This is a genomic window from Octadecabacter sp. SW4, from assembly GCF_008065155.1.
GTDB lineage: Bacteria > Pseudomonadota > Alphaproteobacteria > Rhodobacterales > Rhodobacteraceae > SW4.
Genome location: NZ_CP042819.1, coordinates 1 through 20,642 on the forward strand (window position 1 = coordinate 1; position 20,642 = coordinate 20,642).

The 20,642-nt window shown below is 58.7% G+C and carries 20 protein-coding genes and 1 pseudogene; 12 read left to right on the forward strand and 9 right to left on the reverse strand.

Translation table 11 applies throughout. The annotated features are described in order from the left end of the window. The 7 genes from dnaA (at nt 1) to FTO60_RS00035 (ending at nt 7,712) form a co-directional block, all read left to right on the forward strand. Nucleotides 1–1,329 (forward strand): chromosomal replication initiator protein DnaA, encoded by a 1,329-nt coding sequence (dnaA, locus tag FTO60_RS00005; RefSeq protein ID WP_148054036.1) that lies wholly within the window; start codon nt 1–3, stop codon nt 1,327–1,329. Between the two features lie 128 nt (nt 1,330–1,457). After that, nucleotides 1,458–2,576, forward strand: coding sequence for a DNA polymerase III subunit beta (gene dnaN / locus FTO60_RS00010; RefSeq protein WP_148054037.1), 1,119 nt, complete (start codon nt 1,458–1,460; stop codon nt 2,574–2,576). An 80-nt stretch (nt 2,577–2,656) separates the two neighbouring features. Then, nucleotides 2,657–3,772, forward strand: coding sequence for a DNA replication/repair protein RecF (gene recF / locus FTO60_RS00015; protein ID WP_148054038.1), 1,116 nt, complete (start codon nt 2,657–2,659; stop codon nt 3,770–3,772). Beyond that, a complete protein-coding gene (locus FTO60_RS00020) occupies nt 3,769–4,206 on the forward strand; it encodes a VOC family protein (RefSeq protein WP_148054039.1) in 438 nt (145 codons plus the stop codon). The genes recF and FTO60_RS00020 overlap by 4 nt, the downstream gene beginning before the upstream one ends. Next, complete coding sequence (locus tag FTO60_RS00025; protein WP_148054040.1) at nt 4,193–4,723, forward strand: GNAT family N-acetyltransferase; 531 nt, start codon at nt 4,193–4,195, stop codon at nt 4,721–4,723. Before FTO60_RS00020 ends, FTO60_RS00025 begins: the two co-directional genes overlap by 14 nt. Nucleotides 4,724–4,825: 102 nt before the next feature. Further along, nucleotides 4,826–7,243 (forward strand): DNA topoisomerase (ATP-hydrolyzing) subunit B, encoded by a 2,418-nt coding sequence (gene gyrB, locus FTO60_RS00030; protein WP_148054041.1) that lies wholly within the window; start codon nt 4,826–4,828, stop codon nt 7,241–7,243. Between the two features lie 97 nt (nt 7,244–7,340). Continuing rightward, on the forward strand, nt 7,341–7,712 hold the full coding sequence (locus FTO60_RS00035) for a GFA family protein (RefSeq protein ID WP_148054042.1): 372 nt from the start codon (nt 7,341–7,343) through the stop codon (nt 7,710–7,712). Here the strand turns inward: FTO60_RS00035 and FTO60_RS00040 are convergent. After that, nucleotides 7,709–8,614 (reverse strand): rhodanese-related sulfurtransferase, encoded by a 906-nt coding sequence (locus FTO60_RS00040; protein WP_148054043.1) that lies wholly within the window; start codon nt 8,612–8,614, stop codon nt 7,709–7,711. The two genes, FTO60_RS00035 and FTO60_RS00040, sit on opposite strands and share 4 nt — an antisense overlap. Before the next feature lie 101 nt (nt 8,615–8,715). On the opposite strand from FTO60_RS00040, the gene pncA reads away from it, so the two are divergent. Continuing rightward, nucleotides 8,716–9,309, forward strand: coding sequence for a bifunctional nicotinamidase/pyrazinamidase (gene pncA / locus FTO60_RS00045; protein ID WP_148054044.1), 594 nt, complete (start codon nt 8,716–8,718; stop codon nt 9,307–9,309). Between the two features lie 127 nt (nt 9,310–9,436). Here the strand turns inward: pncA and FTO60_RS00050 are convergent. Continuing rightward, a pseudogene (locus FTO60_RS00050) lies at nt 9,437–9,784 on the reverse strand (pirin family protein); the annotation flags it as partial. Nucleotides 9,785–9,819: 35 nt separating this feature from the next. Continuing rightward, nucleotides 9,820–10,404 (reverse strand): NADPH-dependent FMN reductase, encoded by a 585-nt coding sequence (locus FTO60_RS00055; RefSeq protein WP_148054045.1) that lies wholly within the window; start codon nt 10,402–10,404, stop codon nt 9,820–9,822. Nucleotides 10,405–10,779: 375 nt separating this feature from the next. On the opposite strand from FTO60_RS00055, the gene FTO60_RS00060 reads away from it, so the two are divergent. Next, on the forward strand, nt 10,780–11,367 hold the full coding sequence (locus FTO60_RS00060) for a DUF2585 family protein (protein ID WP_148054046.1): 588 nt from the start codon (nt 10,780–10,782) through the stop codon (nt 11,365–11,367). Between the two features lie 57 nt (nt 11,368–11,424). Further along, nucleotides 11,425–12,717 carry a nicotinate phosphoribosyltransferase gene (pncB, locus tag FTO60_RS00065; RefSeq protein ID WP_148054047.1) on the forward strand — a complete coding sequence of 431 codons (1,293 nt, stop codon included), beginning with the start codon at nt 11,425–11,427 and terminating at the stop codon, nt 12,715–12,717. Here the strand turns inward: pncB and FTO60_RS00070 are convergent. From FTO60_RS00070 to FTO60_RS00095, 6 genes are all read right to left on the reverse strand, one after another. Further along, on the reverse strand, nt 12,714–13,706 hold the full coding sequence (locus FTO60_RS00070; protein ID WP_148054048.1) for a DUF3578 domain-containing protein: 993 nt from the start codon (nt 13,704–13,706) through the stop codon (nt 12,714–12,716). The genes pncB and FTO60_RS00070 overlap by 4 nt on opposite strands. Before the next feature lie 41 nt (nt 13,707–13,747). Continuing rightward, nucleotides 13,748–14,173 carry an alternative ribosome rescue aminoacyl-tRNA hydrolase ArfB gene (gene arfB, locus FTO60_RS00075; RefSeq protein WP_148054049.1) on the reverse strand — a complete coding sequence of 142 codons (426 nt, stop codon included), beginning with the start codon at nt 14,171–14,173 and terminating at the stop codon, nt 13,748–13,750. Between the two features lie 287 nt (nt 14,174–14,460). Next, the gene (locus FTO60_RS00080; RefSeq protein ID WP_148054050.1) at nt 14,461–15,084 is read right to left on the reverse strand and encodes a queuosine precursor transporter; all 624 of its coding nucleotides are present in this window, start codon (nt 15,082–15,084) and stop codon (nt 14,461–14,463) included. Between the two features lie 90 nt (nt 15,085–15,174). Continuing rightward, nucleotides 15,175–16,089, reverse strand: a complete 915-nt coding sequence (gene mepA / locus FTO60_RS00085) for a penicillin-insensitive murein endopeptidase (RefSeq protein WP_148054051.1) — start codon at nt 16,087–16,089, stop codon at nt 15,175–15,177. Continuing rightward, nucleotides 16,059–17,450: an MFS transporter gene (locus tag FTO60_RS00090; protein ID WP_148054052.1), complete on the reverse strand. Its 1,392-nt coding sequence runs from the start codon at nt 17,448–17,450 to the stop codon at nt 16,059–16,061. Before FTO60_RS00090 ends, mepA begins: the two co-directional genes overlap by 31 nt. 63 nt (nt 17,451–17,513) lie before the next feature. After that, complete coding sequence (locus FTO60_RS00095) at nt 17,514–18,083, reverse strand: acyl-CoA thioesterase (RefSeq protein ID WP_148054053.1); 570 nt, start codon at nt 18,081–18,083, stop codon at nt 17,514–17,516. 115 nt (nt 18,084–18,198) lie between these two features. Here FTO60_RS00095 and FTO60_RS00100 point away from each other — a divergent pair, with 115 nt between their 5' ends. Both FTO60_RS00100 and recQ read left to right on the forward strand, forming a co-directional pair. Then, on the forward strand, nt 18,199–18,486 hold the full coding sequence (locus tag FTO60_RS00100; protein WP_148054054.1) for a YggT family protein: 288 nt from the start codon (nt 18,199–18,201) through the stop codon (nt 18,484–18,486). A gap of 76 nt (nt 18,487–18,562) precedes the next feature. After that, nucleotides 18,563–20,596: a DNA helicase RecQ gene (recQ, locus tag FTO60_RS00105; protein ID WP_148054055.1), complete on the forward strand. Its 2,034-nt coding sequence runs from the start codon at nt 18,563–18,565 to the stop codon at nt 20,594–20,596. The last annotated feature ends 46 nt before the right edge of the window (nt 20,597–20,642 follow it).

The window sequence follows — 20,642 nt, forward strand, 5'->3', positions numbered from 1 at the left end:
ATGAAAGACGCGATTTGGTCGGACGTAAAAGAGACGCTGCAAGGGACATTGGGAGCTAACAATTTCAAGAACTGGATCGAACCGCTGGATCTTCATGATCTGTCCGGTGGGATCGCAACCTTCCATGTGCCCACCAACTTCTTTGGAAACTATGTTTCGCAGAATTTCGGTGATCAAATCCTCTATCAGATACAGCGTGGGCACGATGCAATCGGACGCCTGAAATTTGTCGTCAACAAGTCAGCCGAGCGCGCCGCGCCCAAGGCCCATGCCGCCCCGGCCAAACATGCCAAAAGCGCCAATATCGACGCCCGCTTTACCTTTGACAGCTTCGTTGTCGGCAAGCCAAACGAACTGGCCCATGCCGCCGCCCGCAAGGTCGCCGAAGGTGGGCCCGTGTCGTTCAACCCGCTGTTCCTTTACGGCGGTGTCGGTCTTGGCAAGACGCACCTGATGCACGCCATCGCCCACGAGTTGCAGCGCGCCAAGCCCGAACTGAACGTGCTGTATTTGTCGGCAGAGCAGTTCATGTATCGGTTCATTTCCGCCCTGCGCGAACGCAAGATGATCGACTTCAAGCAGATGTTCCGCGCCGTTGACGTGCTGATGGTCGATGATGTGCAATTCATCGCAGGCAAGGAATCTACTCAAGAAGAATTTTTCCACACTTTCAATGCCTTGGTTGATCAGAACAAGCAAATCATCATTTCGGCCGACCGCGCGCCCGGTGAAATCAAGGACCTCGAGGATCGGATCAAATCGCGCATGCAATGTGGCCTGGTGGTTGATCTGCACCCCACCGATTACGAACTGCGCCTGGGCATTCTGCAAAACAAGGAACAGGCCTTTGCGTTGCAATACCCCGATGTGGTGCTGACAGACGGCGTGCTTGAATTCATGGCGCATCGGATCGCCATGAACGTGCGGATCCTCGAAGGGGCGCTGACCCGTCTTTATGCTTTCGCGTCACTTGTGGGGCGTGAGATCACGCTTGATCTGGCGCAGGACTGTCTGGCCGATATTCTGCGCGCCTCTGATCGCAAGATCACCGTCGAGGAAATTCAGCGCAAGGTCGCGGATTACTACAACATTCGCCTGTCGGATCTGGTTGGCTCCAAGCGCCTGCGCGCCTTTGCGCGCCCGCGCCAGATTGCGATGTATCTTAGCAAGCGCATGACCTCGCGCTCCTTGCCCGATATCGGTCGTCGTTTCGGCGGTAAGGATCACACAACAGTCATGCATGGTGTCAAACGCATCGAAGAGCTGCAAATGACAGACAGCCAGATCGCCGATGACATCGAAATGCTGCGCCGCGCCCTCGAAGCATAAGCGGCGCTTGACGCGGCGCGCGCAGTAACGGACAGTCCAGAAAATAGAATTGGCTTGAGTTGGAGGGGGAAACAGGTAGTTTTCCCCTCCGGCATCTGTCAGCCCGGAAGAAATGCGGAGCAAGGGATATGAAACTTAGCATCGAGCGCGGCGCGCTTCTCAAGGCCGTTGCACAGGCCCAATCGGTCGTCGAACGCCGCAACACCATCCCGATCCTCGCCAATGTCTTGATCGAGGCCGAGGGCGACACCGTGCAGTTCCGCGCCACCGATCTGGATATCGAAGTTGTCGACAAGGCTCCGGCCAAGGTTGAACGCGCCGGCGCCACCACCGTCAGTGCCGTGACCTTGAACGAAATCGTGCGCAAGCTGCCAGATGGCGCGCTTGTGACACTGTCCGAGGATGGCGCGTCGGGCCGGTTGGCAATCGAAGCGGGGCGGTCAAACTTCAGCCTCGCCACCCTGCCCAAAGAAGACTTCCCCGTGATGGCCTCGTCGGACTACGCGACGAACTTTTCCTGTCCCGCGCCCGTGCTGCGCCGCCTGTTCGACAAGTCGAAATTCGCGATCAGCACCGAAGAGACCCGTTATTACCTGAATGGCGTTTACATGCATGTCTCGGATGCGGACGGCGGCAAGGTGCTGCGCTGCGTGGCGACAGACGGCCACCGCCTTGCCCGCATCGATGCCGACCTGCCCGAAGGGGCCGATGGTATGGCAGGTGTGATCGTGCCGCGCAAAACGGTGGGCGAATTGCGCAAGCTGCTGGACGACGACGATATGAAAATCGCCGTGTCCGTGTCAGAAACCAAGGTGCGCTTTGCCACTCCCGACATCACCCTGACCTCCAAGGTGATCGACGGTACGTTCCCCGATTACACCCGCGTGATCCCGCAGGGGAACACACGCAAGATGGAAGTGGACGCGGCCGAATTCGCCAGGGCCGTTGACCGCGTCGCAACCGTGTCATCCGAACGCTCGCGCGCTGTAAAACTGTCGCTTGATGAAGACAGGCTGGTGCTGTCCGTCAACGCGCCTGACAGCGGTGCCGCCGAAGAAGAGCTCGCGGTGGCCTATGGTGACGAACGTCTGGAAATCGGTTTCAACGCCAAGTATCTGCTGGAAATCGCCAGCCAGGTAGATCGCGAAAACGCCGTGTTCATGTTCAACTCCTCGGGCGATCCGACCCTGATGCGCGAAGGCAATGACACCAGCGCCGTCTATGTGGTCATGCCGATGCGTGTTTAAGGGGCCAGTTTCTTTTCAACAAACTGTGCAAAACTCGTATCAAGAGTTTTGGCCCGCAAAACGAAAAGGGGCACGGTGAAATGAGCCTCTTTTTGTCGGACCTTACCCTATCGCATTTCCGTTCGCACAAGCGCGCGCAGATGTCGGCTGATGGTCGCCCTGTGGCGATTTACGGCGCAAATGGCGCGGGTAAAACCAATATCCTCGAGGCGATTTCCATGTTGTCTCCGGGGCGCGGTCTGCGCCGCGCAGGCGTCGATGATATCGCCCGTCGCCCCGAAGCCCTGGGATGGAAAGTCAGAGGCGTTTTGCATACCCTGCATCACACCCACGAGATTGAAACCAGCGCCGAGGCCGGGGCAAGCCGCACTGTTCGCATCGACGATAAAACCGCCGCGCAGGTCGCGCTGGGCCGCATCGGCCGCATCCTGTGGCTGATCCCCGCGATGGATCGCCTATGGATCGAAGGGGCCGAAGGGCGGCGTCGTTTCCTTGATCGCGCCACGCTGAGTTTCGAGCCGCGGCACGCCGAAACCGTCCTTGCCTATGAAAAGGCCATGCGCGAACGTAACCGGTTGCTGAAAGACATGGTGCGCGATGCCCATTGGTATGCCGCGCTGGAAACCCAAATGGCCGAGGCGGGCGCGCAAATCCATGTCAACCGCTTGAACGCACTGACGGCCCTGACCGCCGCGCAAGAGGCGGCGCAAACCGTCTTTCCCACCGCCACGCTTGCGCTGACGCACCCCGAACCGGTCTGCGATGCGCCTGGGGACGCCGAGGCCCTGCGCGTCACCTTTGCCGAAGGGCGGTTGCGTGATTTGGCCGCCGGGCGCACCCTGTCCGGTCCACACCGCGCCGACCTGGACGCGACATTCGCTGCTAAAGGCGTGGCGGCCAAGGACTGTTCGACCGGTGAACAAAAGGCGCTGCTGATCTCGCTGATCCTTGCCAACGCCCGCGCCTTGGCGCGCGATTTTGGCGCACCGCCAATCCTTTTGCTCGACGAGGTTGCGGCCCATCTAGATGCGACCCGCCGCGCCGCGCTTTACGATGAAATCACCGCGCTGGGGGCACAGGCCTGGATGACGGGCACCGGCCCCGAGCTGTTTGCCGAACTGGGCCACTGCGCGCAATATATCGAAGTCACCGAAACCGATGGCAGCTCTGCCGTTCATGAAAGGCCCGCTCCATGACCCCACAACGCGTCACTTTGATCACCCTTGGCGTTGCCGATCTGGCCCGCTCCAAATCATTCTACGATGCGCTTGGCTGGCAGGCGACCGAAAGCACCGAGGGTGTGATTTTCTATCAAATCAACGGCTTGGTGCTTGGGCTGTTTGGCCTTGGCCCGCTCGCACATGATCAAGGACGCCCCGACGCGACCCTTGGCACCGGTGCGATGTCCCTTGCGCAGAACTTCACCACTGAAGCCGAGGTTGACGCCGCTTACGCCGCCGCGCTTGCCGTGGGTGCGACCCCGTTGAAAGCACCGGAAAAGGTATTCTGGGGCGGTTATTCCGGTTACTACGCCGACCCGGACGGCCACGTTTGGGAGGTCGCGATGAACCCGTTTTGGCCCTTGAACAAAGACGGCAGCCTGACGTTGCCAACGAATGATGCTGATTGAGCGGATCGAAGAAACGCGCCTGACAGCGCAGGACGAGGCGCAGATCGCAGGCCTTATGGCGCGTGCCTTTGACACCGATTTTGGTGGCCGCAGCTATTACCAGCAACGCCACCATGTCCGGCTGGTAACACGCGAAAACGGCAAAATCACCGGCCACATGGCGCTTGATTTTCGTGATATCCGCATCGGGGACACCCTGATGCCCGTCGCGGGTCTGGCCGAGGTCGCAACCCACCCTGATCTGCGCGGCAGAGGGATCGCCAGCCACCTGCTTTCGGCAGCGATCCACGAGGCCCGCGCCATGCGCGCGCAGTTCTTCCTGCTGTTTGGTGACCGCCCGATTTATGCAGGGCGCGGGTTTGTGGCGCAGCCAAATTCGGTCACCTTTACCGCGCTTATCGGCGCGCGCACCGGCGCAGTTCAGACCGTCGCCGCCAGCAATTTGATGGTCATGCAACTGGGCGATTCCGCTTGGGATTCCAGCCTTCCGGTTGATCTTCTGGGTCACAAATTCTGACGCAGCGGCGAGGCCCCGCAAATACGCAAAATATAGCGCGATTGCGTGACATCCCCCCCTAAACCTCGTATAAAAACGGACAAAATACGCAGGAAAGATTGCATGTCCGAGAACGAGCAGAAAAAAGAAGAATACGGCGCAGATTCCATCAAGGTTCTCAAGGGCCTAGAGGCCGTGCGCAAGCGTCCGGGCATGTATATCGGTGACACCGATGATGGCTCGGGTTTGCACCACATGGTTTATGAAGTCGTGGACAACGGCATTGACGAGGCTTTGGCCGGTCATGCCGACGCCGTGAACGTCAAAATCCACGATGACGGCTCCGTTTCTGTCAGCGATAACGGGCGCGGCATTCCCGTCGGCATCCACGAGGAAGAAGGCGTGTCGGCGGCCGAAGTCATCATGACCCAACTGCATGCTGGCGGTAAATTCGACAGCAATTCCTACAAGGTGTCCGGCGGCCTGCACGGCGTCGGCGTATCGGTGGTGAACGCGCTGTCGGACTATCTTGAACTGCGCATCTGGCGTGACGGAAAAGAACACGTCGCGCGTTTTGAGGGTGGCTTTACCACCGAACACCTGACGGTCGTGGGTGACTGCGGTGATCAGACAGGAACCGAGGTGCGTTTCCTCGCCAGCTTGGATACATTTTCCAACCGCGACTATGATTTCAACACGCTGGAAAAGCGCCTGCGCGAACTGGCATTTCTGAACTCTGGCGTGCGCATCATCCTGACCGATGAACGCCCCGCCGAACACCTGCGCACCGAACTATTCTACGAGGGCGGGGTCAAGGAATTCGTCAAATATCTGGATCGCTCCAAGTCCAGCATTCTGCCCGAGCCGATTTTCATTACCGGCGAGCGTGACGACATCGGCATCGAAGTCGCGATGTGGTGGAACGACAGCTACAACGAAATGGTGCTGCCCTTTACCAACAACATCCCACAGCGCGATGGCGGCACCCATATGGCGGGTTTCCGCGGCGCGCTGACCCGCACCATCAACAACTACGCCCAATCCAGCGGTATCGCCAAAAAGGAAAAAGTCAGCTTTACCGGCGATGATGCGCGCGAAGGTTTGACCTGTGTCTTGTCCGTCAAAGTGCCCGACCCCAAGTTTTCCAGCCAGACCAAGGATAAACTTGTCTCCTCCGAGGTGCGGCCCGCGGTTGAAAACCTTGTCGGTGAAAAACTGGCCGAATGGTTCGAGGAAAATCCCGCGATTGCCAAGATCGTTGTGGGCAAAATCGTCGAAGCCGCACAGGCCCGCGAAGCCGCCCGCAAGGCGCGCGAACTGACGCGGCGCAAAACGGCGATGGATGTGAACTTTCTTGCAGGCAAGCTCAAGGATTGCTCGGAAAAAGACCCGGCCAAGACCGAAGTCTTTTTGGTCGAGGGTGACAGCGCCGGCGGCTCTGCCCAAACGGGCCGTGACCGTGGCACGCAGGCCATTCTACCCCTCAAGGGCAAGATCCTGAACGTTGAACGCGCCCGGTTCGACCGGATGCTGAACTCTCAGGAAATCGGCAACCTCGTGATGGCGCTGGGCACCGGCATCGGCCGCGATGAATTTGATATCAGCAAACTGCGCTACCACAAGATCGTCATCATGACCGACGCCGACGTTGACGGCGCGCACATCCGCACGTTGCTACTGACGTTCTTCTTCCGTCAAATGCCGGAACTGATCGAAGGTGGATACCTCTACATTGCCCAGCCGCCGCTTTACAAAGTGTCGCGCGGCAAGTCCGAGGTCTACCTCAAGGATCAGGCCGAAATGGACGATTACCTGATCCAGCAAGGCACCGAAGGGGCGCTCCTGAAACTGGGCAGCGGCGCGGATATGTCCGGCCAGGACCTTGTGCGCGTCGTCGAAGAGGCGCGGCAGTTGAAACGTGTGCTTGATGCCTTTCCAACCCATTATCCACGGCACATTCTGGAACAGGCCGCCATCGCCGGCGCCTTTGTGCCCGGAGCGGTAGACAGCGATTTGCAGGGGGTCGCCGACAAGGTCGCCGCGCGTCTGGATGCCATCGCGCTGGAATACGAGAAGGGCTGGCAGGGCCGCATCACCCAGGACAAGGGCATTCGCCTTGCCCGCATCCTGCGCGGCGTCGAAGAAGTGCGCACCCTTGATGGCCCCGTGCTGCGCGGCGGTGAGGCACGCAAGACCGGGCAGTTCACCAAGAACCTGCAAGAGGTCTACGACAAACCCGCGCAACTGCACCGCAAGGACCGCCATCAGATGATCCACGGCCCGCTTGATCTGCTGGCCGCGATTCTGGAAGAGGGCGAGCGCGGCTTGACCCTGCAACGCTACAAGGGGCTGGGTGAAATGAACCCCGATCAGCTGTGGGAAACCACGCTTGACCCTGACGCGCGCACACTGCTGCAAGTCAAGATCGACGACGTCGCCGAGGCCGATGACCTGTTCACCAAGCTGATGGGCGATGTCGTGGAACCACGGCGCGAATTTATCCAGCAAAACGCGCTATCTGTCGAAAACCTCGACTTCTAAGTGCCAGATCATATGATTGGGAAGCCGCAATCACGGCTGTGACGGAATCCCGGTCAGCCTTTCCGCGCGCTGACCACGCCTGCGCAAGGAGGCACCCATGACAACAACCACTGGCGGCTGCCGTTGCGGCAAGGTGCGGTTTATCGCCCGTGGCCAACCGCTGCGCGTCGGGATCTGTCACTGTCTTGATTGCCGCAAACATCACGGTGCGCCGTTCTATGCGGCGGCTGTCTTTGAAGCGGCCAAGGTCACGATCACCGGCACCCCAAAGGATCATTCAGGCCGCTTTTTCTGCGCGTCATGTGGTGCGTCCGTCTTTGCCCGCAGCGGGGACGACATTGAACTGCATTTGGGAGCAATGGACGCGCCAAACCAATTTACCCCGACTTACGAATGCTGGACAATTCATCGCGAAACATGGCTGCCACCGTTTGATGGCATGACGCCATACGACCGCGACCGCCGCTAGGCAGGCCCGATATGGCGTTCGCCCCGCGCTGCGGCAAGCGTCATTTGCTTTTGCCGCTCGCGGAAGGCTGCCTTGCGTTCGCTACTGGTTTCTTGCGCGCACTGATGGCAGGACACGCCCTGTTCAAATTCGGGGCGGTCACGGTCCTCGGGCAGCAGGGGGCGGCGACAGGCATGGCACAGGATATGCGGCCCTTCGGTCAGCCCGTGATCAACCGACACGCGCCCGTCAAATACAAAACACGAGCCTTCCCAAAGGCTCTCGTCTTGCGGCACGTCCTCAAGGTATTTCAGGATGCCCCCTTTGAGGTGAAACACATCCTCGACCCCTTGGCCGATCAGGTAATTCGTTGATTTCTCGCAGCGAATCCCGCCAGTGCAGAACATCGCGATCCGCTTGTTGTGGAACCGATGCTTGTTTTCCTCCCACCATGCGGGAAAGTCGCGAAAAGTATCGGTCTGCGGGTCAATGGCCCCCTTGAAGGTGCCGATCCCGACCTCGTAGTCGTTGCGCGTATCAATCACAGCCACATCCGGGGCGCTGATCAGATCGTTCCAATCGGCGGGGTCGACATAGGCGCCAACGCTTGCGCGCGGGTCTACATCTGGCTGGCCCATTGTGACGATCTCCTTTTTCAAACGCACTTTCATGCGGATGAAGGGCGCGTCGATGGCAGTGCTTTCCTTATGCACCAGATCGCCGCAGCCGGGCAGGGCGCGGATATGCGCCAACACGGCGTCAATCCCTGCGCGGCTGCCCGCAATCGTGCCATTGATCCCCTCGCGCGCCAACAACAGCGTGCCATTGACGCCCTGCGCCTTGCACAGGTCCTGCAACGGCCCTTGCAACGCGGCGGGGTTATCAAACCGGGTAAAGTGGTATAGCGCGGCGACTGTAAACATGCGCGCGTTTTGATCCTGTCAGGCGGGTGGGTCAAGACCCACCTTACGTTGCCCACGCATTTGGGTAAGGTGGGTTTCAACCCACACCACCGGAGACCCCAATGACTCACGCCCTTCTTGTTATCGACGTCCAGAACGATTTTTGCCCCGGTGGTGCACTTGCCGTGCCCGAAGGCGATGCGATCGTGGCGGGCATCAACGCGCTGATGGATGATTTCGGCGCCGTGATCCTGACACAAGACTGGCATCCCGCAGGCCATTCGTCATTTGCGTCCACCCACAAGGCCGCCCCGATGAGCATAATCGACATGCCCTACGGTCCCCAGGTGCTCTGGCCCGATCACTGCATCCAAGGCAGCACCGGCGCGCAGTTCCACGCCGACCTCAACACCACCCGTGCCGCCATGATCATCCGCAAAGGTTACAACCCCGCCATCGACAGCTACTCGGCCTTCTTCGAGAACGACCACACGACCCCCACGGGGCTGGAAGGCTACCTGCGCACGCGCGCAATCACGACGCTGACGATGGTCGGGCTAGCCACCGATTTCTGCGTCAACTACTCAGCCGTGGACGCCGCCAAGCTGGGCTTCGACGTCACCGTGCGCATGGACCTCTGCCGTGCGATTGATTTCGACGGGTCACTGGACGCGGCCGTGGCGGGAATGAATGGCGCGGGGGTCGTGGTGGTTTGAGTGGCCGCTTTGAGCCCAACTTTACCGATTTTCTATCTTGCAGCGAATGTCAGCAATCGGAAACTGCTAGTTGCAGGAGCAATTTCCGACTTCGAGTGAACCCTAGCCAAAGATTACGCCACTGTTGGGTTACGCCATTGCCTGCGATCATCCAGTTTACCTCGCCAGGATGGATCATCTGATTGGTCCCAATGCTGTCGCGGTGTTGAATTTCGCCCTTGTATAGATATGTTACCGTTGCAAGCCCGATATGGGGATGCGGACGGACGTCAATGCCTTGGTTGGTCAAAAACTCTGCGGGACCAACTTGATCGAAGAACACAAAAGGCCTCACCATTTTCCGCTTTGTCGACGGCAATGCGCGACGCACTTCGAAATCGCCAATGTCTCGCGCACGCGGGATTATGACGGTCTCAATTGCGTCCATGGCATTTACGTCGGGACTTTGCGGTTCAAGGGTGGGGTTCCAACTGATAATAAGTTTCCATTTGCGTTAGGCCATTGAGAACGCTACTTCTTTGCGGATTTGGTCGCATTTGCCCACCAAACCATATCGTCCAAAAGATCAGTTGCTCCGGCCATCAAGTGATCTTCGATTGTCTCAATCTCACCATTTGCACCGAGCGGATGCACGGCCATAAAATCACCGCCGGCAATGTGGACTGCACCATGCACTGGCACCATCGCAAGTTCGACCGCGATGTTGCGCAGATGCTCGACTGCACGCGCAGCACCAACGCCACCATACCCGATGGCACCCATTGGTTTGCGATTCCATTCGTTGTAGGCTTGATCCAACGCGTTCTTCAGGGCGCCAGTGATCGAATGGTTGTATTCTGCGGTTACAAAAATGTAGCCGTCAAATTCCGCAATCTTTGCCTGCCAAGCAAGCGCCTTGGGGTCGCTAGACGGCATCCATTTGTTCGATGCCATTTCATTAAACAGCGGCAGTTCGAAATCGCGCAAATCAACCAGTTCGGCCGTCATGTCTGTGCGAGCTTGCGCTTGCTTTAGCATCCACTGTGCGGGCTTGTCAGCAAAGCGTGCACCACGCGTTGAGCCGATAATGATGGCGATTTTTGGTGTGTCGGACACAACTTATCTCCTGAGGTTCATAAAACTATATATGGAATAGTTAGGCCGATCAGCCCAGTGACAACAGTCCATGTAAGAGCGCAGGTCCTGTGCGAGGAAAAACAGAAGTCTCTGAGTGCAGTCGAAAATGCAATTCCGACGTATTTTTATATCCGCTTGTTTCTGTAGAAGCCGTCAAGTGCGCACCTGCAGCGGACGACCGCTTCTCGGTCTTGGTGCTTCTCGCTGCGTGCGCTGTGTTCGAAAGCGGCCGTTGGTCAGGCGAACGACAAGGTCGGCTTTGTCCGCAAAGTGGCCATCCACGCCCCCGCCCCATTCTTGCCACATCCCCCTATTAACGACGCGTCAATCACGAGTAGCACACAGGAGCCGTAAATGGCCCGCACGTCCCTTTATACCTTTGCCGTCACGGGCCTTTTCCTGATTGCAGGTACCCTCTATCTTTGGGGGCAACCGCTGATCTGCACCTGTGGCGAGGTGAAGCTCTGGGTCAATTCCATATTTGATGGCGGCAATTCCCAGCATATCGCTGACTGGTATACGCTCTCGCACATTCTGCATGGCGTGCTGGTCGCACTGATTGGGCGGCTGTTCTTTCCGCGCCTCAGTTTCGAAGTGCTGTTCCTTGTGGCCATTACCTCCGGCATCTTCTGGGAGATCATCGAGCATACCAACTGGGTTCTCGATGCCTTCCGTGCCACGACGATCAACGCCGGATATCTTGGTGATAGCGTGCTGAACGCCGTCAGCGACTACCTCTTCATGCTGGCCGGCTTCTTTGCGGCCTATAATTTTCGCGTCCCGCTGGTGATTGCCGGTGTGCTTGGCCTTGAACTGACGGCAGGGCTGATCGGGCGCGATAACCTGACGCTCAGCACGATTCAACTGATCGCCCCGATTGATGCAATTGACGACTGGCAGCAAGAGCTGAACCCCGTGCCTTACATCGGGATCGCCAACTAATCCTTGCCCTTGGCCCCCCGCCTTTGATCTAAGCGGTCAAAGCAAAGGGAGCCTGCAATGGTCGATATCGCCACCCGCGTCTGGAACCACAAGTGGAAGATCGACCCGATCGTCCGCTCCCTGATTGATACGGATTTCTACAAGCTGCTGATGTGCCAGTCGGTGTTTCGCAACAAACCTGATGTGACCGTCACATTCTCGCTGATCAACCGGACCAAATCCGTGCGGCTGGCCGATCTGGTGGACGAAGGCGAATTGCGCGAACAGCTTGATCACATCCGCTCGCTGTCCCTGACGCGGGGCGAAAGCACATGGCTGCGCGGCAACACATTTTATGGCAAACGGCAGATGTTCACCCCTGCCTTTGTCGAATGGTTCGAAAATCTGCGCCTGCCCCCCTACCACCTCGAAAAACGCGACGGCCAGTATGAACTGACCTTCGAGGGCAAGTGGCCCGAGGTGATGATGTGGGAAATTCCCGCCCTCGCCGTGTTGATGGAACTGCGCGGGCGCGCCGTGCTTGGCACGATGGGGCGATTCGAACTACAGGTGCTTTATGCCCGTGCCATGACGAAGGTCTGGGAAAAGGTCGAGCTGCTGCGCCCGCTCAAAGGGCTGCGTGTCGCCGATTTCGGCACCCGCCGCCGTCATTCGTTCCTGTGGCAGGACTGGTGCGTGCGCGCGATGCACGAAGGGCTGGGAACCGGCTTTACCGGCACCTCCAACTGCCTGATTGCGAAAAACCGCGACCTCGAGGCAATCGGCACAAACGCCCACGAATTGCCGATGGTCTATTCCGCCTTGGCCCCTGATGACGCCGCCCTCGCGCAGGCCCCCTATGACGTGCTGAGCGATTGGCACGAAGAGCACGACGGCAACCTGCGCATCATCCTGCCCGACACCTATGGCACCCAGGGCTTCCTTGATAACGCGCCCGATTGGCTGGCAGGCTGGACGGGTATCCGCGTCGATTCAGGTGACCCCGCCGAAGGGGCCGAGCGTGCCATCCGCTGGTGGCAATCGCGCGGCGAAGACCCAGCGGATAAACTGGTGATCTTTTCCGATGGGCTGGACGCGGGCAAAATCGTCGAGCTCCACCAACAATTCCTTGGCCGCTGCAAAGTCAGCTTCGGTTGGGGCACCATGCTCACCAACGACTTCAAAGGCCTGACAACCGGCGACGCCCTCGCCCCCTTCTCGCTGGTCTGCAAAGCCGTCGCGGCCAACGGCCACCCCACCGTGAAACTCTCGGACAACCCGAATAAAGCGATGGGGCCGAAGGATGAGATTGCACGTTATAAGCGGGTGTTCGGGGTCGGAGAGCAGGATAGGATGGAGGTTGTGGTTTAGAATGAACCAACACCGATATCGCGCATATACTTGAAACGAATTCTTTTCTTGAGCTGAGACAAGTCGGAAGGATCATCTTGCTTGTGGATCATTCGATGGCAGTTGGGGCATAATACTAGGAAATCCCGCGGAATTTCATATCGTCTCGTTTCCCCTTCAGCCAAACCCTGAAGCGGCTTGGAGTGGTGCACATCGAGCGGCGTTTGGTCAGGTCTCCCAGAGAACACGTAGTCAGTTTTTGGGTTCAATCCACAGCCCTCACAGACCGTTCCACGCTTTGCCAGCACCTGTCGCCTTACGCTTGGGGCCCGCTCGATCCTCTTTGAAAGAACATACCTTCTCGTCTCTTCAATACCCTGATTTCCGGCCTCCTCAATCATGGCATCCGTCGGGGAAGTACCTCCTCGATCTATCAGCGCCTCGTAGGCGAAAAGCATTTTCTCCAAGTCAGAATTGAAATCTTTGGTATTGATATTTCTAGCATCATATTCTCTCCCAAAGGCATGGCCCGCCACGTATCCGGATGGGAGAGTTGCATCAGAGCCGAGATCAATCGGGCCATCGTCAAAGTGCCGCGAAAAGTCGGATACCCGAAGTGCGATATCACGGGCTCTTCGGCGCAAGACGTCACGGCCAGTCTTAACACCGAATTCTTCGTCAACAGCCGTAGTACCTTGATTCAAGGATAGGAAAATCTTCTCCGATTGGGGGTTGATCAGGTAGACAATATAATAGCCCCGCGTAGCTGTGGTCGTTATGAGTGGATCGAAAAATGCCAACCAAGGGACTGCGGCCCAATTGCCGTTTCCTACGCTCGCCTTCACGGTCATTTCAAAAGGCAAGAAAATAAGTCGCTTCTTCGCTTCTTCAGCGATTTCTTTCCTTACAAAATTACCAAACGCGCTATTTTTAAATGGCTTTCCCCTCGCATAGGTGAATTCAGTTGCAACACGAGAGAGCATTTCTGAGAGCATTGTAGATAGAACCATTCATTGAAGCTTCACCGCCTAGGGTAGTCGGTGAGGGTCTATCAATCAACTACAGGGCCTTTGCGCAGCGCCTTCACTTCCCCGCGCTTTTTCTTCCCTTCCACCCGCTTCCGCTTCTGATTAACCGACACCCGCGTTTTCACCCGTCGTTTCGGCACGACCAGCGCCGCGCGCACCAGATCGGCGAGCCGTTCCCGCGCCAGTTCTCGGTTGCGCGCTTGCGAGCGGGTGTCTTGCACGAAAATCACCACGGCGCCCTCTTTGGTCCAGCGTTGTCCGGCCAATCGGCGGAGCCGCGTTTTCACCGGACCCGTCAGCGCGGGCGAGCGTTCCGCCTCGAACCGCAGCTCCACCGCCGTGGACACTTTGTTCACGTTCTGCCCGCCGGGGCCCGAGGCGCGGGCAAAGCTTTCCGTCAGCTCCCACGCCGCAATCGTGATGTCATCGTTGATCCGCAAGTCGTCCATAGGTTACCCATACGCTTTCCATACGGTTTCCATACCCGTTCCATATCACAAAAAGGGCCGCCCCGGCGATGGGACGGCCCTTTCGAGTTCGCGGAGGTGGCGGTCGGTTAGAACGCATCCACCTGGGTGTTCACATGGCCAAAGGCTGCTCTAGCCACGCACCTCCCAAGCTGTCCCGACACACTTCTCCAATCTCTCTAATGACACTGGATCACCTCCTTTCGTTGTTTCGCCTGAATATAGGTAAGCACAACTTGTGGGGATCGCCAAAAGAAAAATGCCCACCCCTAGTGGGTTTGTTGCAATCGCCCCACAATTAGGCGGAACGGGACCAGCGCCAGAAGGGCAATCGCCAGCTTCACGCCCCAGTCCGCGACCGCCAGCGTGACCCAAAGCGGCGCGTCCGGACCGGCCAGCAAAAAGGGCGCGGGACTTTGCGCCCAGTCGATCTGCGCATCCGCATTTGCCCCAAACGACAGCAAGCCACTGAAAGCAATGGTAAAAAACAGCGCCGTATCCACGGTTGATCCGATCAAAGTTGAGGTCAGCGGCGCACGCCACCACGCCCCATCGCGCAGCCGCGCAAAAATCGCCACGTCCAGCAGTTGCGCCACCAGGAACGCCGTAGCCGACCCGATCGCGACACGCAGCGCAACGGCAGGGCCAAACTCCAGCATGATCTGGCTCCCGATCAGCGAACAGATGATCCCGACGACAAAGCCCACAAATACAACGCGCCGCGCCGGACCAACCCCGTAAACGCGGTTCATCACATCCGTGACGAGAAAGGCAAACGGATAGGTAAACGCCCCCCAAGTCAGCAGGCCATCAAGGATCAGGAATTGAACAAGGATATTGGAGGCCACAACAATGGCGGCCATAGCAATTACGCCAGGAAGAATGCGGGTCATTTTGGGTTCCGTTTTGACAAGGGTGCGGCGACTTGGCCCCATGATGGGACGCGCCCGTCTAACGCCGCCCCTGGCAGGCGTCAATCCACCTTATTGGGAGCTGAGCACATCCACGCACTGCGCTGGCAACCGGGCCATCGTCAGTTCGCCCCGCGGTGTTGGCCGGGGTGCGTTCGGGTCAGGTGGTGGCGGGTTCAGAATATCGTTTACCCAGCGCCGCGCATCGGCACAGCCGTCACCGGCAGGTGCTGGCGCTTGGTCTTCGCAGCTTCGATCTCCACTTGGGCAGGTCAGGCGCACGTGAAAATGCGAGTAATGCCCATACCAGGGCCGGACCTTGTTCAGCCAAGACCGATCACCGGTTTCCCAATCGCACATGGCAACCTTGGCCCCGGGAAACACGAAGATACGCGCGACACGCGGGTCACTTGCAGCAGCGCGCAGCAATTCCATATGCTGGGTTGTCCAGTTGCCATTGGTATAGGCGCCATTGGCGCGGCGCATGGAAATCGAGGACAGTTGTTCGCGTTCGCCGGGTGACAGGTTCAAACGGTTGGGCGGAAGCATCCAGATATCGGCATCAAGGCCAATTTGGTGGCTGGCATGGCCCTGAACCGGCCCGCCACGTGGTTGCGATATATCCCCGACATAAAGCCCTTCCCAGCCGGGCAAGGTGGCGGCGAAACGCGACAGATCCTGCACGAAATCCAGCATGCGGGGTTGCGCCCAATTGCGGTTGCGCGACAGGCGCATCGCCTGCCAAGTTGGTCCGGTTTCGGGCAACTGCACAGCACCTGCCTGACAGCCGCGGGAATAGCTGCCAAGGGCTTCGGAGGACTGGGCCGATGGGCCGGGCACGGCAGCGAACAGCGCCTTAGCCACACGCATATCGCCTGCGTTTTGGGTGGAAACGGTCGCCGCCTGGGTGACCTCGGCGTCTTGCTGACAGCCTGCCAGCACGGCAAGCGAAAGGATCAGGGCGCCGGTATTGAGGATTTTGACCATTCGTCGCGATCTCCCTCTGGATTAACGTAACGTAACAGAAAATATCCCGCCAGGAAAAGCAGGATCACCGGCGAAAAGCCCAAACGGGCATTTTGTAGCCACCACGTGAACAGACCGATCAGCCCCGGCGCAAGGAATGCAGTGGCCTTGCCCGACAGTGCGAACAGCCCAAAGGCTTCGGTCGGGCGCTCGGGATGGGTGTGCCGCACCATCATGGAACGGCTGGCCGAATAAATGCCGCCACCCGCACCGCCAATGATTGCGCCGCAGATGTAAAACACGATGTCGGGCAGGGATGATCCCGGGGCCAGCGGCACCCCGAAAAACGTTTCGCGCGACATGCCGACGATGATCACGCAGACGACCATCAGGGTGATGATACAGAAATGGATCACGGGGCGGGGGCCGTATTTGCGATCCATCCGTCCGGCAATGGATGTCGAGATGGCGGCCGTAATCGCACCGACAACGCCAAACACGGCGATCTGCATCAGCTGCCAATCCAGCACCAGTGCAGCGTAAACGCCACCAAAGGCATAAAGCGCATTCAGCGCGTCACGATACAGCATCGACGAGATTAGAAAATTCAGCAGGCTTTTGCGTTTGACCACACCCTTGAGCGAGGTTTTCAGATCGCGCAGTGCCTCGCCCATACCACCCTGTCGGTTCGGGTCGCGGCCTTCGCGCACATACATCCAGTACGGGATCATGAAGATGGCAAACCAGACAGCAATGAATGGTCCGACAATGCGCGTGCCTTCGCGCAATTCGCCGTCCAAGCCGAATGGCGGTGGGTTGCCCATCAGGGTCTTACCTTCAGAGAGCTCAAAGAAAAACACCAGCATGATGGCGAGCGAGACAACACCGCCCCAATAGCCCAGCGCAGCTCCATCCCCCGAAATCCGCCCGATTTCATCCTTGTCACCAAGGCTGGGCAGAATGGCGTTGGTAAAGATCAGCGCATATTCGGCGGCCACAAAGGCGATACAAAACGCGATCAGTGCAAACCAGATCGCCGATCCGTCCGGCACCATATACCACAACATCCATGCGGCAATGACATAGATGATCGAAAACCCGATGAGCCAAGGCATCCGCCGTCCGGTGCTATCGGCATATGCCCCGAGGATCGGCGCGGTAATGGCGATAAATAGCCCGGCGAGGGTCTGACCCAATGACCAAACCGTTTGTGCCTGCGCATCGGCGGCACCTTCGGCCATGCCGCCCGTCATGAAATATTCCGCCGCGACCGTCGCGAAATACGGGCCAAATATGAACGTCAGACCAAGGGTATAAAACGGTTGTGTGGCCCAATCAAAAGCCATCCACCCCCAAATGCGTTTGCGTGCTGCCGTTGCCATTCTGGCGTCCCCCTGTTTTTCAGGGATAAGACCCGCTGTGCGGCAATCTGGCAAGGCATGATCTTAGGACGCGAGGGCGCGCGGCTGTTCGTCGTTGGTATCCTGCATCGGTGGCCAGGGGCGCGTGGCCTCGGCGGCGATCCAGTTTTGCACCCAGGCGGCGGGAACGGGCCGCGGCGCGGTGATCCCGAGCGCGGCAATCAATTGATCGGTTGGCACCGCACGGTTCTTTTCCACAACAGCCGTGCGAAACAACACATGGCTGGCGCATTCGCCGTTCCGCTTGAACATCCCTTGCTCGATATAGACGAACCGGTCGTCCCAGGTGGCGATCCGCGTGCGCGTTTCGAATTTTTCAAACGGCAGCAAACGTCGCCGATATCTAATCGACGTCCCTGCCACTGTCAGCCCCCATTTGCGTTCTTTCAGCAGCGCCCAAAGCCCCATGCGCACCGCCGCCTGAAAGCGCCCGAGTTCGTATAGCGTCAGGATACGCCCGTTATTCATTTCCATGAAGATGTCGCAGTCCTGCGGCCAGCAGCGGTGCTGCGACACATGCGGGTCAAGCGGTGACATCGCGGGCATACGGCGCGCTTTGAGCAGGGAATGGGCAAGGCGAACAAAAGGATACATGCGTCTTCAATTAGGTAGCTTTACGTTAACGTCAATCCGTGACGCAGCGGAAAGGCATTGCCCTTTGGCGCACCTGTGCTTACCTCTCCACCAAATCGCAACAAAGGACCGTCAAATGCAATCTCTCTTTCAGATCCTCATGCTGTTGATCGGTGTCGTCCGGTTCTTTATCATCGCGCACTTCATCATGAGTTGGCTGATCAGCTTTCAGGTTCTCAATGTCCGTCAGCCCTTTGTGTCGCAGGTCTGGTATGGCCTGAGCCGCCTGCTTGATCCGATCTATGCGCCGATCCGCCGGATTTTGCCGCCAATGGGCGGGCTTGACCTTGCGCCGCTGGTCGCGCTGATCGGGCTAGAGATCATTCGCATCCTGCTGATTAACAACTCCGGCATCTTCCTCTGACTCTTGCCCCCGATTCCGGCATGTGAGACTGTGCTGTTAACGAGCAGTTAACAACAATCTGACAGGTCATTCGGGCATGAGTGCCGCCACGCTTCTTCGTGATGTTTTCGGATTCGACGGGTTTCGGCCCGGCCAACAAGAGATCGTGGAAGCCGTCACCGATGGGCGCAATACCCTTGCGATCATGCCCACGGGTGGCGGGAAATCTCTGTGTTTCCAATTGCCTGCCCTGGTGCGCGATGGCGTCACGGTTGTGATTTCCCCGCTGATTGCCCTGATGCGTGATCAGGTGCGCGGCCTGCGCGAAGCGGGTGTCGAGGCCGGCGCGCTGACCTCTGGCAATACCGAAGAAGAAACCGATGCGGTTTGGCGCGCGCTGGAACAGGGCAGTCTGAAACTGCTCTATATGGCGCCCGAGCGGCTTGCATCCGGCGGCACCCAGCGGATGTTGCGTCAGGCGGGCGTGTCACTGATTGCCGTGGACGAGGCTCATTGCGTCAGCCAATGGGGCCATGATTTCCGCCCGGATTATCTGCGGATCGGCGAATTGCGCCGCGCGTTGGACGTCCCGCTGGCGGCCTTTACCGCGACGGCTGACGCCGAAACCCGCGCCGAGATTGTGGAAAAACTGTTCGATGGCGCGCCGCCTGACACGTTCTTGCAAGGTTTCGATCGCCCCAACATCCACCTTGCCTTCGCCGCCAAAGACGGGCCGCGCGCGCAAATCCTGAACTTTGCCAATGCACGCAAGGGACAATCCGGCATCGTCTATTGCGGCACACGTGCCAAGACCGAAACGCTCGCACGGGCGCTGGGCGAAGCGGGCCATTCCGCCTGTCACTATCACGGCGGGATGGAGGCCGAAGACCGCCGTATCGTCGAACGCCGCTTTCAGCAAGAAGACGGGCTGATCGTTTGTGCCACGGTCGCCTTTGGCATGGGGATCGACAAGCCCGACATCCGCTGGGTCGCCCACGCCGACCTGCCCAAGTCAATCGAGGCCTATTATCAAGAAATCGGTCGCGCGGGCCGTGATGGTGCCCCTGCCGAAACCCTGACGCTGTTCGGCCCTGATGATATCCGTTACCGCCGCCAGCAAATCGACGAAGGGCTGGCACCCCCAGAACGGCGCGCAGCAGATCATGGCCGCCTGAATGCGCTGACCGGATTGGCCGAAGCGCTGGCCTGTCGCCGCCAATCCCTGCTGTCCTATTTTGGCGAGGATCCGCAGCCCTGTGGCAATTGTGACCTATGCGACAAACCCGCCGAGGTGTTTGACGGAACGACAGCGGTGCGCATGGCGTTGTCGGCCGCGCTGCGCACCGATGAACGGTTCGGCGCGGGCCATCTGATCGACATTCTGCTGGGCAATATGACCGAAAAGGTCGCCCAACGCAGCCACGATCAACTGCCCACGTTCGGCGTGGGCAAGGAATATTCGCGCGTCCAGTGGCAGGCGATCTTCCGGCAGATGATGGGCCACGACCTGATGCGCCCCGACGGTGAACGCCACGGTGCGTTGCGCATGACGCAAAAGGCCCGCCCGATCCTGCGTGACGAAGCGGCGATCCAACTGCGCCGCGACACGATCAAGGCGGCGAAATCCGGCCCCAAGGTGCGCCAGATGGTGAGCGAGGAAGACGCGCTGCTGCTCTCGGCTCTCAAGGCCAAGCGCCGCGCTTATGCCGAACAGCAGGGCGTGCCCGCCTATATCATCTTTAACGATCGGACGCTGATCGAAATGGCCGAAACCCGTCCAAAAAACCTGGACGATATGGCTGGCATTGGTGGTGTCGGTGCCAAAAAGCTGGAAAGCTATGGCAAAGGGTTCCTAGAGGTGATCAACGGCGAGGCGGAAACCTTGCACCCTACGCGGCGCAAGCTGGCCGGACGGGCCGAAGGCGATATTTACGATCGGCTTTTGCAGGCGCAGGCCGACCTTGCGCGCGGCCCGCATGGGGCGGACAAACCGATGTCGTGTTCCGCCTCGCAACTGGCCAAGGTCGCGCAAAAGAAACCCTCCGATATTGACGCGCTGACCCGTCTTGTCGGCGACCGTCACGCCGAAAGGTTTGGCGATGCCTTTCTCGAAGTTCTGTCCGAGGGTTGAGGTTGGCGACCCGCCTGCTATCTAAACCGTGAACGCCAAAGGATCG

Excerpts from the sequence above, each read along its gene's own strand:
- dnaA (WP_148054036.1), top strand. The coding sequence starts at position 1 with ATGAAAGACGCGATTTGGTCGGACGTAAAAGAGACGCTGCAAGGGACA.
- dnaN (WP_148054037.1), top strand. The coding sequence starts at position 1,458 with ATGAAACTTAGCATCGAGCGCGGCGCGCTTCTCAAGGCCGTTGCACAG.
- recF (WP_148054038.1), top strand. The coding sequence starts at position 2,657 with ATGAGCCTCTTTTTGTCGGACCTTACCCTATCGCATTTCCGTTCGCAC.
- FTO60_RS00020 (WP_148054039.1), top strand. The coding sequence starts at position 3,769 with ATGACCCCACAACGCGTCACTTTGATCACCCTTGGCGTTGCCGATCTG.
- FTO60_RS00025 (WP_148054040.1), top strand. The coding sequence starts at position 4,193 with ATGATGCTGATTGAGCGGATCGAAGAAACGCGCCTGACAGCGCAGGAC.
- gyrB (WP_148054041.1), top strand. The coding sequence starts at position 4,826 with ATGTCCGAGAACGAGCAGAAAAAAGAAGAATACGGCGCAGATTCCATC.
- FTO60_RS00035 (WP_148054042.1), top strand. The coding sequence starts at position 7,341 with ATGACAACAACCACTGGCGGCTGCCGTTGCGGCAAGGTGCGGTTTATC.
- FTO60_RS00040 (WP_148054043.1), bottom strand. The coding sequence starts at position 8,614 with ATGTTTACAGTCGCCGCGCTATACCACTTTACCCGGTTTGATAACCCC.
- pncA (WP_148054044.1), top strand. The coding sequence starts at position 8,716 with ATGACTCACGCCCTTCTTGTTATCGACGTCCAGAACGATTTTTGCCCC.
- FTO60_RS00060 (WP_148054046.1), top strand. The coding sequence starts at position 10,780 with ATGGCCCGCACGTCCCTTTATACCTTTGCCGTCACGGGCCTTTTCCTG.
- pncB (WP_148054047.1), top strand. The coding sequence starts at position 11,425 with ATGGTCGATATCGCCACCCGCGTCTGGAACCACAAGTGGAAGATCGAC.
- FTO60_RS00070 (WP_148054048.1), bottom strand. The coding sequence starts at position 13,706 with ATGGTTCTATCTACAATGCTCTCAGAAATGCTCTCTCGTGTTGCAACT.
- arfB (WP_148054049.1), bottom strand. The coding sequence starts at position 14,173 with ATGGACGACTTGCGGATCAACGATGACATCACGATTGCGGCGTGGGAG.
- FTO60_RS00080 (WP_148054050.1), bottom strand. The coding sequence starts at position 15,084 with ATGACCCGCATTCTTCCTGGCGTAATTGCTATGGCCGCCATTGTTGTG.
- mepA (WP_148054051.1), bottom strand. The coding sequence starts at position 16,089 with ATGGTCAAAATCCTCAATACCGGCGCCCTGATCCTTTCGCTTGCCGTG.
- FTO60_RS00090 (WP_148054052.1), bottom strand. The coding sequence starts at position 17,450 with ATGGCAACGGCAGCACGCAAACGCATTTGGGGGTGGATGGCTTTTGAT.
- FTO60_RS00095 (WP_148054053.1), bottom strand. The coding sequence starts at position 18,083 with ATGTATCCTTTTGTTCGCCTTGCCCATTCCCTGCTCAAAGCGCGCCGT.
- FTO60_RS00100 (WP_148054054.1), top strand. The coding sequence starts at position 18,199 with ATGCAATCTCTCTTTCAGATCCTCATGCTGTTGATCGGTGTCGTCCGG.
- recQ (WP_148054055.1), top strand. The coding sequence starts at position 18,563 with ATGAGTGCCGCCACGCTTCTTCGTGATGTTTTCGGATTCGACGGGTTT.